A 14,899-nucleotide genomic window follows, 5' to 3' on the forward strand; every position below is an offset into this window, starting at 1 on the left:
AAGGCTTAATGTATAAGCTCATTAAGCCAATATTTTTAATATTCTAGAATATCTATCCCTATCACATAAATGAATCCTGATCACGCAATAGATGCACATTTCCTTTACGGCGTAAAAAACCTGAGCGATCAAAGTATTCGATTAATTGTACCGTTAGTTTGCGCCCAAATTGGAAATGATCACGCACCTCATTCACTGAGATTTCTCCATGTTGTAAGAGATATTGTTTTAGCCATGCAGCAAATTGTTGGATATCTTCTTGACGGAAAAATCTATCCTTAACAATCGGCATTAGTAACCCCATTTTGCCCGCTTTATACATAAAACGGCGCATTTCATCTTCATCAATCGCCAACGTTGTTGCCATATCTCGTACCCAGATGGGTTGATTGGTTTTGGCAAATTCAGCTGCTACCGCTTTCCATAATACCTCTTCTGCTGCAGAGAAGGTAATTTGATGTTCTGGTAGATGTAACCATCCATTCGTTTGACGCAGCTGTTTGGCAGCAATTAACTGTTCAATAAAATGGAACATTAATGGCATAGGTTGCGTTAACACTGACATTCGCCATAAACGTGCTTTACTTACACCTAACTGATCTTGATGTTGCTGGTGGAATGTCGCTAATGCGGAAAGCATTAATTTTTGTTGATACTGTTGGTAATTGGAAGAATAAATCCATTCACGATAGCTCTGTAACTTTTCTTGTTGCTGTAATTGTGCAAGCTGCTCGGCAGTTAATTGTTCTATCCATTGAATTTGTGCTACTGGCAAGGCTTGTTGCTGTAAATAATGACCAATTCTCTGCCCTGCGTTTGAACTCATTAATAATTTTTGTAAATAGGCAAAACGTTCTGGCGTGCGTTTATAACGTTTTGGCGAGTTGATTTCTAAAACCTTTGCACCCGCCAAGGTTTGTTGATCATCACCATTACGTAAAATCAATTTGTCTTCTACCGCCATAAATAAAGGCTGTTCCAAGGTAACTTCGGCTAAGATGGTTTCAGGTAAGCGCACTAATACCGACAATTTCCCTATCGTATGACGTGCTGCATGATAAATATGAACAGCTTGATTATCGTTAATTGGTTGCGCAGTTTGTAGGGTAACAGTTATTCTGTCTGTCGCATAACATGTTGTTAACCCACTTAACCAATCCCCTCGTGTTATCGCTTCTTTATCCAATTCTGTCGCTAAATTTAAAGCGACTCGTTGCCCTGCAATCCCTTGTTCTGCTGGTTGATTTTGTGCATGGATCCCTTTGATTCGAACCGTTTGTTGCGTTGCAGAAAGATAAACTTCATCACCAACTTTTACCTTGCCACTAAAAACCGTTCCCGTAACCACCAATCCTGAACCTTTTACATTAAATACTCGGTCAATCGCATAACGGAAAGGTTTATCTTGTGTTGCTACATTGGTTAATTGGCTAAGATAATGACGCAATTTATCAATACCTTCCCCTGTTGTGGCAGAGGTAATGAAATAAGGCGTTTGTAATAAAAACGGATATTGCTGCTCGATCTGTTGTAATAATTGTGAGAGTTGAAATGATTCAACACGATCGGCTTTAGTGATCACTAAGATGATTTGTTTAAATTGTAGGAGTTTTAAAATATTAAGATGTTCAATCGTTTGAGGTTTGATGCCCTCATCTGCTGCCACCATTAACATGGCATAATCGACACCACCTAAGCCAGCTAACATATTGGAGAGAAATTTTTCGTGTCCAGGCACATCAATAAACCCTAATACCTTATCCTCTATTGGTAAATAAGCATAACCCAGATCGATTGTCATACCTCGTTTTTTTTCTTCTGGTAAGCGATCAGCATTCGTGCCTGTTAAGGCTTGTAATAGGGTAGTTTTTCCGTGATCAACATGACCTGCTGTAACAATAATCATAATTCGTTCACCGTTGTTAAAAGTGTTGCTAAATTGGCAACGCTACGTAAATCTAGCCAAATTTTATCTGCTTCAATTCTGCCAATAATCGGTTGTGATAAGGCTTTAAATTGGGCGACTAAGCGATAGAGATCCTCAGCTTTACCACTTTTTGCTTGTAACGTTACTGCACAAGAAGGGATTTTTGCAGTAGGTTGTGAACCACTACCAATTTGTGCATAACTTGTTTCCACTTGAATGATAAAGCCTGCTGCGAGCTTGTGTTGTAATGCTTGTTGTAATTGTTCTGCTTGTTGCTGGAGAGTAGTGAGATCTTGAGTTAAGGCGTGCAACGTTGGTAAGGTGTGCGTCAAATTTTCAGGTTCTAAATAAAGACGCAATGTTGCTTCTAAACCGCTCAAAATCACTTTATCGCAACGTAAGACACGTTTGAGAGGATGGTGTTGTAATTGATCGATTAATGCTTGCTTCCCAACAATAATACCTACTTGTGGACCACCCAATAATTTATCGCCAGAAAAAGAGATTAAATCTACGCCCGCCGCAACTTTTGCTTGAACTTGTGGTTCGCAAGGTAAGCCATATTGGCGAAAATCAATTAATGCACCACTGCCTAAATCCGTAATAACGGGAATATTTTTTTCTCGTCCAAGTTCAACTAATTCTTCTTCACTGACACTCGCAGTAAAACCCATAATTTGATAGTTGCTACTATGTACTTTTAATAATAACGCCGTATTTTCATTAATTGCTTGTGCATAATCACGTAAATGGGTGCGGTTAGTCGTACCAATCTCGACTAATTTACAACCAGCTTGCGCCATAATATCGGGAATACGGAATGCACCACCTATTTCAATCAGTTCACCACGAGAGATAATCACTTCTTTGCCTTGTGCAAAAGTGGCTAACATTAATAACACCGCAGCGGCATTATTATTGACCACACAAGCCGCTTCTGCGCCAGTTAAGCGAGCGATTAACTCACTAATCGCTTGATCACGATGTCCACGTTTCCCTTGGGCTAAATCAAATTCAAGTGCAACATTTTGTTGCATAGCGTGTAATGCCGCTTGTTGTGCCGTTTCTGCCCAAATTGCACGTCCAAGATTCGTATGCAACACCGTACCAGTAAGATTATGTACTGGCTGGATCTTAACTTGGCGTTGCTGTTGTAGTTGTTGCTCAATATATTGAATAAAATCTGTGTCTGTCTGACAGAAATGCGGTAATTGCTGCTGTTGTTTAATGAAATCACGTGCGAGTTGTAACTGTTCACGCATCATTTGTACCACGGCACTATGCCCAAAGGTAACGACTAAATCTGAACCTAATTCTGTTTTTAATAAACGGTCAATAGCTGGAAGTTGGCGATACAACGCAGACATAACGAATTCCTAATAATGAAGTGTGCGATAAATAATACTGTTTTTATCGAAAAAATTCAGTAAAATGAACCCGCTTTTTATGCCATATCCTGATTTATGTAGGGTATCATTTAAAAATCATCATTTATGGAAGGTCGTCGTTTCCGGTGAGGCGGCAGGACTTCAAATCCTGTTAAGGCTGCCAGCAGTCTTGGGTGGGTTCAACTCCCATGACCTTCCGCCAGCTATTAAAGTATCAACTCTCCTTCATTCTATATTAGTCCCTTTAAATAATATTGATATTGAATACTTTTAAAAATAAACAGCTATTTTCCCTAAAAAAAATAGCTGCCACTTAAACACAGAATGAATGAGTAATCTAATTTTTATTATTTAATGATGCTCTATTTATACTTACCTCCTTTATATCGTTGATATTAATTTATTAAAAACTCTCTTTTTACTAATTTTTAATTGTTTTTGCACTACGCACAATGCCATCTAGCCACTCTTGATGTCCATTAATCATTGGATTTGGTACAGTAGTAGCTAATTCTTGAGCAGGTTTTCCTTTTTGGGATTCTTGCGTCAGAATACGAACTCGTCCACCCTCTAAATTCTCGATTAACCACGCATGAATCACATCTAAACGATCATCTTCGCCTTCTGTACCTGCCCAACCGTGCCACGAGATACGTGCTGGTTGACCTGCTCTTGGTTCAACATATTCAGTAATTTCCGCTTCAATCGGAAAACCAAATGTTTTAAAGAAAAAACGTGCATTAGGATAGAGAGTTGTACCTTGATAATCATTATAAAAACGAATATCAGCAATATTGCTGTAATACTGAGGCCAGTATTTACTATCATTTAAATATTGCCAAACATCAGCCGTACTCAACCCAGCAACAATCACTTCATTTGAAGAGAAGTTATCGGTAAAACCAGGTGTATAATCTTTTGGCCAATTAATTGAATTTTGCATAAAACTCCTTTTCTAGCTAAAACTAATCTATGCTTTGCTCAGTATAATCAAGCCTAAAATACAAGTTAAATTAGTTCTCAATATATTTAGTATCACTTCTAATGATATTAACGATAGTGATTAAGAGGTCATAATGAAAAATTTGCGAACACTCGATTTGAATCTACTTAAAGTGTTTAATACCTTAATTGAAGAAAAAAGTGTAAGTAAAGCAGCACAAAAATTATCTGTAACCCAGCCAGCAATGAGTGGAGCATTAATGCGTTTACGGGAAAGTTTTGATGATCCACTATTTGTTAGAGTCCAGAGAGGCGTACAGCCAACCAATCGAGCATTAGAATTAGCACCTAAGGTGAAAAATATTTTATCTGAAGCAGAATTATTACTACAGCCAACCAATTTTGATCCTAAAACAGCAGAAATGACAGTACGATTTGTTTGTACCGATTATTCAATGCGTGCAGTAATCGTTCCATTCTTACAGTTACTCAAACAACAAGCACCTAATATTAAGGTTGCAGTATTAGCTATTCTTGATAGCTCAGTTCAAAAACAGTTAGAACAAAATATTATTGATTTTGCTATTGTTACGCCTGATTTTAAAGCACCTGATGTTTATGCTAAACATTTATATGATGAACAATATGTCTGTGCTGTGCGTAGCGATCACCCTATTGCCAAGCAATCAAAACTTTCTCTTAAACAGTTTTGTCAATTAGATCAAGCCTTGGTTTCTTATTATGGCGGTCATTTTACTGGTATTACGGATGAAGCGCTTACAAAATTAGGTTTAAAAAGAAATGTCGTACTATCCGTTCAAAATTTTATTGTATTACCTGAAATATTACAGCATAGCGATTTACTTGCCGTAGTTCCCAAACGCCTAGTAACGAATCTTGACCGAATTAAATTATTTGAACCACCACTAGAAATCCAAGGATTTTCAAAGATGCTAGTTTGGCACGAACGTACCCATCGTGATCCAGCATTTCAATGGTTACGCGAGAAAGTAGTTGAGGCTTGTCAGGATTGAAAAATATTGCTTAGTGTTGATGGACACTAAGCAACATCTACAACAAATAGTTATTTAATCAACTGCTTCGCTTCGGCAATCGCTTCCGCAACACGTTGTGGTGAAACCCCACCTTTCGCACAGCGTTTATTCAAGCAAGATTCTAATGACAAGATGGCATAAACATCTTCACTAATTACATCACTAAAACGTTTAAATTCGTCAACACGTAACTCTTCTAACGCCTTAGATTTGCTAATTGCATAGACCACCGCTTCGCCAACAATATGGTGTGAATCACGGAATGGAACACCTTTTGCGACTAAATAGTCTGCTAATTCAGTGGCATTTGAATAACCTTTAAGCGCCGCATTACGTGTTTTTTCATGATGAACTTTAATATCTTCTAATACTAAAGCTGCCATATCTAAACAAGCGTGCCATGTATCTAACGCATCAAAAATGCCCTCTTTATCCTCTTGCATATCTTTGTTATACGCTAGAGGTAAACCTTTTACGGTAACTAACATGCCATTTAACGCACCAATGACACGTCCTGCTTTACCACGAATTAATTCGCACGCATCAGGGTTTTTCTTTTGTGGCATTAAAGAAGAACCTGATGTAACACGATCGGATAATTCTAAGAAGTTAGCTTCACCGCTATTAAAAATAATTAAATCTTCTGCATAGCGAGAAAGATGTACCATACTTAATGATGCGGTAGCGAGCAATTCAATGATGTGATCACGATCAGAAACACTGTCTAAACTATTGCGTGTTGCACGAGTAAAGCCAAGGTCTTGGGCTAATTGTTCACGATCCACTGCATAAGCCGTACCTGCTAATGCCCCAGAACCTAAAGGACAGGTATCTAAACGGCGATACGCATCGGCTAAGCGAGAAAAATCACGTTCTAACATTTCAAAATAAGCCATACACCAATGTGCAAATGAAATTGGCTGAGCCCGTTGTAAATGGGTATAGCCTGGCATCACGGTATTTTGGTTATTTTCTGCAGTAAAAATAAGCTGACTTTGCAGATGACGAATCGCTTGTTGTAATGAGGTAATCTCTTGTTTACACCATAATTTAATATCTAAGGCAACTTGGTCATTACGGCTACGGCCAGTGTGCAATTTTTTACCTAAATCGCCAACTTTCTCAATCAGTTTACTTTCAACCCAGCTATGAATGTCTTCCGCATCATCTTGTAAAATAATTTCTGGATTATTTGTAACTAACTCTTTTAATTCAAGTAATGCAGCTTCAACTTGCTTTTGCTCTGCTGCAGTAAAAACATTTACATTCACTAATGCTTTCGACCAACCAATTGAGCCGTCAATATCTTGTTGTGCTAAACGATAGTCAAAACGTAATGAATCATTAAAGGTTTTAAAACGTTGATCCGCCGCTTGAGTAAAGCGACCGCCCCAAAGTGCCATAATTACCTCAATAAAAAATGAATCCGCCCATAAAAGGCGGAATTAAATTAAACAAAAGCCTCTAAAATTAAGGCTGGATTCTTGTACCAATACGCTGACCTGCGAATAAATCGGCTAACTTATCTGTTTTTTTCCAATTTGCAATTTCCACAGGTTGGTTTAATGCTTGTGCAGCAACTAATGCTGCTTTGACTTTGACAATCATACCATCTGTAATAACTTGATCATCTATTAATTGTTGAATTTGTGATGAATTTAACGCTGGAATTAGATTTTTTTGTTTATCTAAAACACCATCAACATCAGACAACATAACTAATTCACCTTGCAATAGTGTCGCAATTGCCGTTGCTGCTTGATCGGCATTCACATTCATTAATCGTCCTTTTTCATCAATCGCAATCGAACTGATAATCGGTAAAAATCCACTTTGCAATAAACTGGTTAATAATGTTTGTTGTGCAGGTGCGACGTTTGCGACATGACCTAACTCAGGATCGAGCTGTGTTGCTACAGTTAAATCACCATCGCCTAAACTGAACCCAACTGCATTTAATCCAGCGACTTTTGCAGTAGCAACTAATTTTTTGTTAGCGATACCTGCTAATGCACCAGTAATAATTTCTACTTGATCAGGTGGAGTAATGCGTAATCCTTGCTTTTTGCGTACTGGCAGTTGCAAACGTTGCATTAATTCATCAACGATACAGCCCCCACCATGCACAATGACAATATCTCGTTGTTGTGTTTGCTTAAATTCGGCTAGTGTAGTGACTAAATTCTGCATTGCTTGTGGGGTATCTAATAATGCACCACCCACTTTAATAATTAACGGTTTCATCATTAAATTAATCCTAAAATCGGGTCAAAGCCATAACGAATATTGGCACATTGTACCGCTTGTGCTGCTGCACCTTTCAATAAATTATCCTCTGCACCAACGACAATAATATGTTGATCTTTAATTGCAAATGCAATATCGCAATATGGGGTAAATTCAACCGCTTTAATGCTTGGGAAACCTTGCTCATACAATCTAACCAAAGGTTTATCTTGATAGGCCTGTGTAAAGGCAGCTTGAACTTGTTCTGCTGTTATTCCTGCTTTTAATTTTGCAGTAATGGTTGCCAAAATTCCACGTTTAAAATTACCTAAATGCGGGGTGAAAATGACTTCACGTCCAAGATGAGTGGCAATTTCTGGTTGATGACGATGAGTGAATACACCATAAGGATTTAAACTCACTTCACAGAAACTCGTGGTTAAACTTGCTTTACGACCTGCACCACTTACCCCACTCACTGCATTAATGACGGGGAGTTGTCCCTCATCTAATAAATCATTGATAATTAAAGGTTTTAGACAAAGTTGTGAAACCGTAGGATAACAGCCTGCCACAGCGATTAAATCTGATTGTTTGATTTTGGCTTCATTCCATTCAGCTAATCCATAAACCGCCTTTGCTAATAAATCAGGGTATTGATGCTCAAAGCCATAATATTTTGTATAAAACTCAGCTTGATTAACACGATAGGCGCCAGAAAGATCGAACACTTTGCATTGATTTGCTAAGAAAATTGGTGCAAGTTGATGGCTTACTTCATGTGCCGTAGCTAGAAAGACACAATCTGCTGTTTTAGCTAATGAGTTTAGATCGTCTGGTAAAGGTTGGAGTGGGAGTTCAACAAGACTTTTTAGTTGTGGATAAATCTCAGAAATAGGTTTATCTTTATCCAGACTATTTGCCGAAACATATAGCCCACAGAGTTCAAAATTAGGGTGTTTGGTAAGAATTTTTGCGAGTTCTGCACCTGTGTAGCCACTCGCACCGATGATAAGTGTTTTTAGCATAACAGATAAAAATAGTGATTAATTATGCTAATATTTTGCATAATTATTTTATTTAAATCAATGTTTATTTTGAGGTACTTATGGCAAATCTTCCAGATTTTCTCTCTTTATATTCACAACTTATCGAAATCCCAACCATTAGTAGTACAGATAATCCTCAATTAGATCATAGTAATAAACCTTTAATCGAAAAATTAGCTAACTGGCTAACAGATCTTGGTTTTAAAGTAGATATTTTGCCAATTAAAGGTTCTAACAATAAATACAATTTGTTAGCAACTTATGGCAGTGGCGAAGGTGGTTTATTGTTAGCAGGTCATACCGATACCGTCCCTTTTGACGCAGGAGGTTGGCAATTTGATCCCTTTAAATTAACCGAAAAAGAAGGGTGTTTTTATGGTTTAGGTTCAGCCGATATGAAAGGCTTCTTTGCTTTTATTGTAGATACCTTGCGTACAATGGATTTAACCAAATTACAAAAACCATTACGCATTTTAGCGACGGCCGATGAAGAAACCACTATGTTAGGAGCAAGAACCTTTGCACAACACGCCGAGATTCGCCCTGATTGCGCCATTATTGGTGAGCCAACTTCCCTACAACCAGTGCGGGCACATAAAGGACATTTTGGTGATGCAGTTACCGTAATTGGACGTTCTGGTCACTCCAGTGATCCAGATAAAGGAATTAATGCGATTGAAATTATGCATCAAGCCACTACCCATTTAATGCAATTACGCAATGAATTAAAAACAAAATTCCATAATGATTTCTTTGCCGTCCCTTATCCAACAATGAACTTTGGTTCAATTCATGGTGGTGATGCAGTAAACCGAATCTGTGGATGTTGTGAATTACAATTTGATATTCGTCCACTACCGAATATGGGATTAGAATCATTAGATGAAATGATTCAAGAAAAATTGCAACCACTCTTTGAACAATATGGTGATCTCATTCAAGTGAAACATCTACACGATGGTATTCCAGGTTATGAGTGCTCTCACACAGCAGAAATTGTTGCGGTGGTCGAAAAACTATTAGGTAAACCTTGTGTTTCAGCAAATTACTGTACTGAAGCACCATTTATCCAACAGCTTTGTCCTACATTAGTGTTAGGCCCTGGTTCTATCGAACAAGCACATCAACCTGATGAGTTTTTAGCTGCAGAATTTATTCAGCCAACACGAGATTTATTGAAAAAATTAGTCCAACATTTTTGTGCATAATTTCTCCATTTACTTAGGTGGTATAAATAAAATTACCACCTAAGTTGTTGCCAATAAGGTGGAGAAGTAGAAAAATATGACGTTTTTATTTACTACACCATTTAAAAAATTATGTTAGATATTGTCCTTTACGAACCTGAAATCCCACAAAATACAGGAAATATTATTCGTCTTTGTGCTAATTGTGGCTTCCGTTTACATCTCATTCATCCACTTGGCTTCCAATGGGATGATAAAAAATTACGCCGTTCTGGCTTGGATTACCACGAGTTCACTACGATTAAACATCACCAAAACTATGCCGAATTTTGGGCGACAGAAAAACCAAAACGCTTATTTGCGTTGACGACCAAAGGTGGCCCTGCACACAGCCAAGTACAATTTGAACTCGGTGATTATTTAATGTTTGGACCAGAAACCAGAGGTATTCCAATGGATATCTTAAATACTATGCCGATTGAGCAAAAAATTCGAATTCCAATGTGTGCGAATAGTCGTAGTATGAATTTATCAAATTCCGTGGCAGTAACGGTATATGAGGCTTGGCGTCAACTTGGTTATCAAGGTGCAATTAATCTTTATCAGGAATCCTAATGAATGCTTTTTTACACGGTGTCTTTGTCACAGGTAGTTTAATTGTTGCGATCGGAGCACAAAATGCCTTTGTGTTAAAACAAGGCTTATTAAGACAACATATTTTTGCTGTTGCATTGATCTGTTTTTTATGTGATGTGGTGCTATTTTGTCTTGGCGTGTTAGGTTTAGGCTCATTTATTAGCCATAACCATATTGCTGCGGTTACATTAGCCTTTGTTGGTGCAGGTTTTTTAGCCGTTTATGGATTACGTGCGTGGCGAAGTGCTTATCGAGGTAACGCAAGTTTACAGCTTGAATCTGGCACCAATACCGCTTCACTGACCAAAACAATTTTATTGACATTAAGTGTCACTTTACTCAATCCACATGTTTACCTTGATACTGTGGTCATTATTGGTGGTATTGCGGGTACATTAGCGTGGCAAGAAAAAATCGCTTTTTTAATCGGTGGACTTTGTGTTTCTGCCACTTGGTTTTTCAGTTTAGCTTATGGAACTCGTTTCCTCATCCCACTATTTAAAAAACCCTTTACTTGGCGTGTATTAGATTTTGTGATTGGTGCAATTATGTTAATGATTGCTTGGGGATTGTTCCAATATGGAATGGGGCTATTAGCTAGCTAATTCTCGACAATTTGCAATAAATAGGGCTATAATCGCACGGTTTTTTACTTAATTTTTTTATTAGAAGGAATAGACAATGGGTTTAAAAAACGTACCTGCTGGTAAAGAATTACCAGATGATATTTATGTAGTAATTGAAATTCCAGCAAACTCAGATCCAATTAAATATGAAGTTGATAAAGAAACTGGTGCATTATTCGTTGACCGTTTTATGGCAACGGCAATGTTCTATCCAGCGAACTATGGTTACATCAATAATACGCTTTCTTTAGATGGCGACCCAGTAGATGTATTAGTGCCAACACCATATCCATTACAACCAGGTTCTGTCATTCGTTGTCGCCCAGTTGGTGTTTTAAAAATGACTGATGAATCTGGTCAAGATGCAAAAGTGATTGCAGTGCCACACAGCAAATTAACAAAAGAATATGACCACATCAAAGATGTGAACGATATTCCAGCATTATTAAAAGCACAAATCCAACACTTCTTTGAAAGCTATAAAGCATTAGAAGCTGGTAAATGGGTAAAAGTAGATGGTTGGGCAGACGCTGCTGCAGCGCGTGAAGAAATCTTAGCTTCATTTGAACGTGCGAAAAAGTAATTAATTTTTAGCCTATAAAAACCGTTATACCTCACGATATAACGGTTTTTTATTCTTCTCTGATACTCACTAAAAAATCATTATTCTGTTTTCAAAGTATCATACGCATCTAATACACGTGCTGAATATACCATTGCAGCTCCTGCATTCATTGCCACAGCAACCCCTAACGCAGCTGCAATTTCTTCTTGAGTACAACCTGCTTTAATTGCCGCATCAGTATGCACATCAATACAACCATCACAACGAGTCGTCACTGCACAGGCTAATGCAATTAACTCTCTAGTTTTAGCATCCAATACACTGCTTTCCCCTGCTTTACTTAAAGTTTGATATCCCTTCATTGTGTCTGGAGAAAGTTTGCTAAAAATGCCTAAACGGCCCATTAATTGAGTACGATATTTTTTCCAATCTAACATAAGCTCCTCCTAGGAAATAAAAATTTTTATCTCATTAAACGTGTGTTATTTTGCCTATTTCAATTAAGACAATAAAGCTGGTAGAATCGCAAAAAACAACGTTATCATCTCAATTCTCTCATTATGGATAGTATTGATCACCTCTTAGAATTATTAGAAATCAAAACAACGATAGATGTATTTTGTCGTTTCAAAGCACCTTATTTAATTGAACATCAACAAGCCGAACAAGGAACAGCTTATTTTCATCTTTTACTAGAAGGTAGCTGTGAAATGCGTTCTGGTAAGCAACAATATCAACTTAACGCTGGCGATTTTTGTCTATGGACAAAAGGCGGTATGCACCAAATTGGTACACATCCATCCACGCAACCTCTACAAATAGAACAACAAAATGGACTTTTATATCGCCATAATTGTTCGGCAGATCCATCACTACAAATGTTATGTGGACGATATCAAGCAACCAATACTGCTGCGAGTGCTTTATTAATGCTTTTTCCTGAACCACTTATTGTTTCACTGAAAGATATTCCACAATTACAAACACTATCGAGTTTGATTCATCAAGAAGCGTTAACACCTTATTTAGGGAGTGCTACCGCAATTAAAATGATGTGTGAATTACTACTGTTATTTGCTTTACGCCATTGTACAGAATTGCCTCAACAACAAAATCTCATCGGTTTATTTTCTGATCCAGTGTTAAGTAAAGTAATGGCGACAGTACTACAAGATCTTTCTGCCAGTTATACAACAGAACAGTTGGCACAAATGGCGTATCTTTCAAGAGCGACCTTTGCCCGCAAAATTCACCAAGCTACAGGGATGGGTATCCAAACTTTAATTCGCACATTTAAACTCGCAATGGCAGCCAAATTATTAAATAAAACTCAACTCAATATTAACCAAATTATGGAAAAAATTGGTTACCAATCAGAAACCGCTTTTAATGAGGCATTTAAAACACAATTTTCAACAACGCCTTCTCGTTATCGACGACTAAATTCTGTAAAGCGATAATTTGTTAAATATTTGTATTGATCTTTATAGAAAAAAAAGAAATCATACTTGACTGGAAAATATCAACTAATTACTCACAGGAGAAACTATTAATGTTCACATTCTCACCAGCATTAAAACGTATTCTTGCTGCACTTTTTGTCACAACCGTATTAGCTAGCTGTGCAGATACTCGTTCAATTAACCAATCTTCAGCCAACCAATACCAACAAGCAATTAATGCCGAAAGAAGTAAAGGAACATTAGATACTTCTTCTCCAACAGCAAAACGCGTACATAAAATTTTTAACAAAATGGTACCTTATGCACGCCAATACAATAAAACAGGTGTACCATTTGATTGGCAAATTTCTGTTATTAAATCTAATGAAGTCAATGCTTGGGCAATGCCAGGTGGCAAAATGGTTTTCTATACAGGATTAGTCAATAAATTAAATTTAACTGATGATGAAATTGCCGTCGTGATGGGGCATGAAATGGCTCACACCTTACTTGAACACGGAAAAAGCCAAGCTAACCGTCAAACAGCAGTGAGTATTGCTGCTGCCATTGCCATGGGAGCATTAGCTTCACAAGGTATTAGTGCTGGGACATCACAAGATTTAGTCGGTGGTATTGCCGATCTTGGTATTATGAAACCTTTCTCTCGTAGTGCGGAAAGTGAAGCCGATGAAGTGGGTTTAATGTTAAGTGCACAATCTGGTTTTAATCCTCAAGCCGCACCAAACTTATGGGATAAAATGCAACGTTTAAGTGGTAGTGGTTCAGTCCCAACTATCTTCTCGACTCACCCTAGTGATAAAAGTCGAAAAGAACATTTAGAGAACTTAATGCCTAAAGCAATGGAACTCTATAACAACGCTAAAAAATAAATAGGAAAAAAATATGCAAAAGCAACATGTCGCGATACCTGGAATTATTATTGGCTGTGTAGTATTTGGTCTTGGAAGTTTAATTGTCGCACATGTTCCAGTAGGTGCTTATGCTATTGCATTTTGGCGTCTGTTAATCGCAGCGTTTATCTTTTTTATCTTGGCAAAATGTTTTAAGCAACGCTTACCAAAATCCAAAAAAGCAATTCGTTACGCATTAACTTCAGGTGTATTTTTAGCGTTTGATCTCGCGTTTTGGCATGAAAGCGTACATGCTGTAGGGCCTGGTATTTCAACCCTACTCAATAGCTTACAAATTTTCTTCCTTGCTGCTATTAGTTTTTTCTACTTCAAAGAAAAACAATCTATGATGCAGCTTGTCAGTTTAATTCTGGCAATTATTGGTGTTTATTTTATTACTGGTAGTGAATTTGCTTACAATGAACACGCATTATGGGGCTTCACTACAGGAATTATCTCTAGCTTACTATTGGCGTTATCTATGGTCTTTATTCGCAAAACACATGAAGTAGAACCAACGCCAATTTTCCCAATGATGTTACTCATTAGTATTGCTGGTGCCATTATTTTAATCCCACCATCACTACTTTTTAATGCCAATAGTCTATATCCAACTAATCCATTGGACTGGCTTTGGGTTTTTGTCTATGGTGCAGTTATGCAATGTTTTGCTTGGGGAATGATCGCCTATTGTGTGCCATTACTCTCCCTCTCTTTAACCGGGCTATTACTGCTCTCTGAACCTATCGCCGCACTAGTTATCGATTATTCTGTCCTTGATAAGCCTATCAATTTAGTGCAATGGAGTGGTGCAGTAGTAACTATGTTTGCTATTTACCTCGGCTCCGTTTCTTCACAACCTAGAAAACCAAAGATCCATCGCATACACAAAAACAACTAAATGTATATATTCGCTACGCTATACTGATTATACAGAGTGTCCTG

The 14,899-nt window shown here is 37.6% G+C and carries 15 protein-coding genes and 1 tRNA gene; 9 read left to right on the forward strand and 7 right to left on the reverse strand.

The genetic code is table 11. The features are described 5' to 3' along the window. Positions 1 to 61: 61 nt before the first annotated feature. Both selB and selA read right to left on the reverse strand, forming a co-directional pair. Entirely contained in the window at positions 62 to 1,906 is a 1,845-nt protein-coding gene (gene selB, locus ACFFHT_RS00955; RefSeq protein ID WP_382372611.1) for a selenocysteine-specific translation elongation factor, read from the reverse strand. Next, positions 1,903 to 3,294 carry an L-seryl-tRNA(Sec) selenium transferase gene (gene selA, locus ACFFHT_RS00960; RefSeq protein WP_382372613.1) on the reverse strand — a complete coding sequence of 464 codons (1,392 nt, stop codon included), beginning with the start codon at positions 3,292 to 3,294 and terminating at the stop codon, positions 1,903 to 1,905. The genes selB and selA overlap by 4 nt, the downstream gene beginning before the upstream one ends. A gap of 128 nt (positions 3,295 to 3,422) precedes the next feature. On the opposite strand from selA, the gene ACFFHT_RS00965 reads away from it, so the two are divergent. After that, positions 3,423 to 3,517: transfer RNA gene (locus ACFFHT_RS00965), tRNA-Sec, on the forward strand. A gap of 219 nt (positions 3,518 to 3,736) precedes the next feature. Here ACFFHT_RS00965 and ACFFHT_RS00970 read toward each other — a convergent pair. After that, positions 3,737 to 4,258, reverse strand: a complete 522-nt coding sequence (locus ACFFHT_RS00970) for an SRPBCC family protein (RefSeq protein ID WP_382372615.1) — start codon at positions 4,256 to 4,258, stop codon at positions 3,737 to 3,739. Between the two features lie 133 nt (positions 4,259 to 4,391). On the opposite strand from ACFFHT_RS00970, the gene ACFFHT_RS00975 reads away from it, so the two are divergent. Next, positions 4,392 to 5,291, forward strand: coding sequence for a LysR family transcriptional regulator (locus tag ACFFHT_RS00975; RefSeq protein WP_382372617.1), 900 nt, complete (start codon positions 4,392 to 4,394; stop codon positions 5,289 to 5,291). 50 nt (positions 5,292 to 5,341) lie between these two features. Here ACFFHT_RS00975 and argH read toward each other — a convergent pair whose 3' ends face one another. The 3 genes from argH to argC form a co-directional block, all read right to left on the reverse strand. After that, a complete protein-coding gene (gene argH / locus ACFFHT_RS00980; RefSeq protein ID WP_382372619.1) occupies positions 5,342 to 6,715 on the reverse strand; it encodes an argininosuccinate lyase in 1,374 nt (457 codons plus the stop codon). A gap of 67 nt (positions 6,716 to 6,782) precedes the next feature. After that, positions 6,783 to 7,556 carry an acetylglutamate kinase gene (argB, locus tag ACFFHT_RS00985; protein WP_382372773.1) on the reverse strand — a complete coding sequence of 258 codons (774 nt, stop codon included), beginning with the start codon at positions 7,554 to 7,556 and terminating at the stop codon, positions 6,783 to 6,785. 2 nt (positions 7,557 to 7,558) lie between these two features. Beyond that, entirely contained in the window at positions 7,559 to 8,566 is a 1,008-nt protein-coding gene (gene argC / locus ACFFHT_RS00990) for an N-acetyl-gamma-glutamyl-phosphate reductase (RefSeq protein WP_382372620.1), read from the reverse strand. 80 nt (positions 8,567 to 8,646) lie between these two features. On the opposite strand from argC, the gene argE reads away from it, so the two are divergent. The 4 genes from argE (at position 8,647) to ppa (ending at position 11,619) form a co-directional block, all read left to right on the forward strand. Continuing rightward, positions 8,647 to 9,795, forward strand: coding sequence for an acetylornithine deacetylase (gene argE, locus ACFFHT_RS00995; RefSeq protein ID WP_382372622.1), 1,149 nt, complete (start codon positions 8,647 to 8,649; stop codon positions 9,793 to 9,795). 111 nt (positions 9,796 to 9,906) lie between these two features. Further along, a complete protein-coding gene (trmL, locus tag ACFFHT_RS01000; protein WP_382372624.1) occupies positions 9,907 to 10,389 on the forward strand; it encodes a tRNA (uridine(34)/cytosine(34)/5-carboxymethylaminomethyluridine(34)-2'-O)-methyltransferase TrmL in 483 nt (160 codons plus the stop codon). Beyond that, positions 10,389 to 11,015, forward strand: a complete 627-nt coding sequence (locus tag ACFFHT_RS01005; protein WP_382372626.1) for a LysE/ArgO family amino acid transporter — start codon at positions 10,389 to 10,391, stop codon at positions 11,013 to 11,015. Before trmL ends, ACFFHT_RS01005 begins: the two co-directional genes overlap by 1 nt. A gap of 76 nt (positions 11,016 to 11,091) precedes the next feature. After that, the gene (gene ppa, locus ACFFHT_RS01010; protein ID WP_066104076.1) at positions 11,092 to 11,619 is read left to right on the forward strand and encodes an inorganic diphosphatase; all 528 of its coding nucleotides are present in this window, start codon (positions 11,092 to 11,094) and stop codon (positions 11,617 to 11,619) included. An 80-nt stretch (positions 11,620 to 11,699) separates the two neighbouring features. On the opposite strand, the gene ACFFHT_RS01015 is transcribed toward ppa, so the two are convergent. Further along, positions 11,700 to 12,038, reverse strand: coding sequence for a carboxymuconolactone decarboxylase family protein (locus tag ACFFHT_RS01015; RefSeq protein WP_382372629.1), 339 nt, complete (start codon positions 12,036 to 12,038; stop codon positions 11,700 to 11,702). A 123-nt stretch (positions 12,039 to 12,161) separates the two neighbouring features. Here ACFFHT_RS01015 and ACFFHT_RS01020 point away from each other — a divergent pair, with 123 nt between their 5' ends. From ACFFHT_RS01020 to ACFFHT_RS01030, 3 genes are all read left to right on the forward strand, one after another. Continuing rightward, positions 12,162 to 13,061 carry a cupin domain-containing protein gene (locus ACFFHT_RS01020; RefSeq protein WP_382372631.1) on the forward strand — a complete coding sequence of 300 codons (900 nt, stop codon included), beginning with the start codon at positions 12,162 to 12,164 and terminating at the stop codon, positions 13,059 to 13,061. Positions 13,062 to 13,153: 92 nt separating this feature from the next. After that, positions 13,154 to 13,933 carry a M48 family metallopeptidase gene (locus tag ACFFHT_RS01025; RefSeq protein ID WP_382372633.1) on the forward strand — a complete coding sequence of 260 codons (780 nt, stop codon included), beginning with the start codon at positions 13,154 to 13,156 and terminating at the stop codon, positions 13,931 to 13,933. Between the two features lie 13 nt (positions 13,934 to 13,946). After that, complete coding sequence (locus ACFFHT_RS01030) at positions 13,947 to 14,855, forward strand: DMT family transporter (RefSeq protein ID WP_382372635.1); 909 nt, start codon at positions 13,947 to 13,949, stop codon at positions 14,853 to 14,855. The last annotated feature ends 44 nt before the right edge of the window (positions 14,856 to 14,899 follow it).

Source organism: Gallibacterium melopsittaci (assembly GCF_042433085.1).
Lineage (GTDB): Bacteria > Pseudomonadota > Gammaproteobacteria > Enterobacterales > Pasteurellaceae > Gallibacterium > Gallibacterium melopsittaci.

Coding starts and splice junctions, on each gene's coding strand:
- selB (WP_382372611.1), bottom strand. CDS start 1,906: ATGATTATTGTTACAGCAGGTCATGTTGATCACGGAAAAACTACCCTA.
- selA (WP_382372613.1), bottom strand. CDS start 3,294: ATGTCTGCGTTGTATCGCCAACTTCCAGCTATTGACCGTTTATTAAAA.
- ACFFHT_RS00970 (WP_382372615.1), bottom strand. CDS start 4,258: ATGCAAAATTCAATTAATTGGCCAAAAGATTATACACCTGGTTTTACC.
- ACFFHT_RS00975 (WP_382372617.1), top strand. CDS start 4,392: ATGAAAAATTTGCGAACACTCGATTTGAATCTACTTAAAGTGTTTAAT.
- argH (WP_382372619.1), bottom strand. CDS start 6,715: ATGGCACTTTGGGGCGGTCGCTTTACTCAAGCGGCGGATCAACGTTTT.
- argB (WP_382372773.1), bottom strand. CDS start 7,556: ATGAAACCGTTAATTATTAAAGTGGGTGGTGCATTATTAGATACCCCA.
- argC (WP_382372620.1), bottom strand. CDS start 8,566: ATGCTAAAAACACTTATCATCGGTGCGAGTGGCTACACAGGTGCAGAA.
- argE (WP_382372622.1), top strand. CDS start 8,647: ATGGCAAATCTTCCAGATTTTCTCTCTTTATATTCACAACTTATCGAA.
- trmL (WP_382372624.1), top strand. CDS start 9,907: ATGTTAGATATTGTCCTTTACGAACCTGAAATCCCACAAAATACAGGA.
- ACFFHT_RS01005 (WP_382372626.1), top strand. CDS start 10,389: ATGAATGCTTTTTTACACGGTGTCTTTGTCACAGGTAGTTTAATTGTT.
- ppa (WP_066104076.1), top strand. CDS start 11,092: ATGGGTTTAAAAAACGTACCTGCTGGTAAAGAATTACCAGATGATATT.
- ACFFHT_RS01015 (WP_382372629.1), bottom strand. CDS start 12,038: ATGTTAGATTGGAAAAAATATCGTACTCAATTAATGGGCCGTTTAGGC.
- ACFFHT_RS01020 (WP_382372631.1), top strand. CDS start 12,162: ATGGATAGTATTGATCACCTCTTAGAATTATTAGAAATCAAAACAACG.
- ACFFHT_RS01025 (WP_382372633.1), top strand. CDS start 13,154: ATGTTCACATTCTCACCAGCATTAAAACGTATTCTTGCTGCACTTTTT.
- ACFFHT_RS01030 (WP_382372635.1), top strand. CDS start 13,947: ATGCAAAAGCAACATGTCGCGATACCTGGAATTATTATTGGCTGTGTA.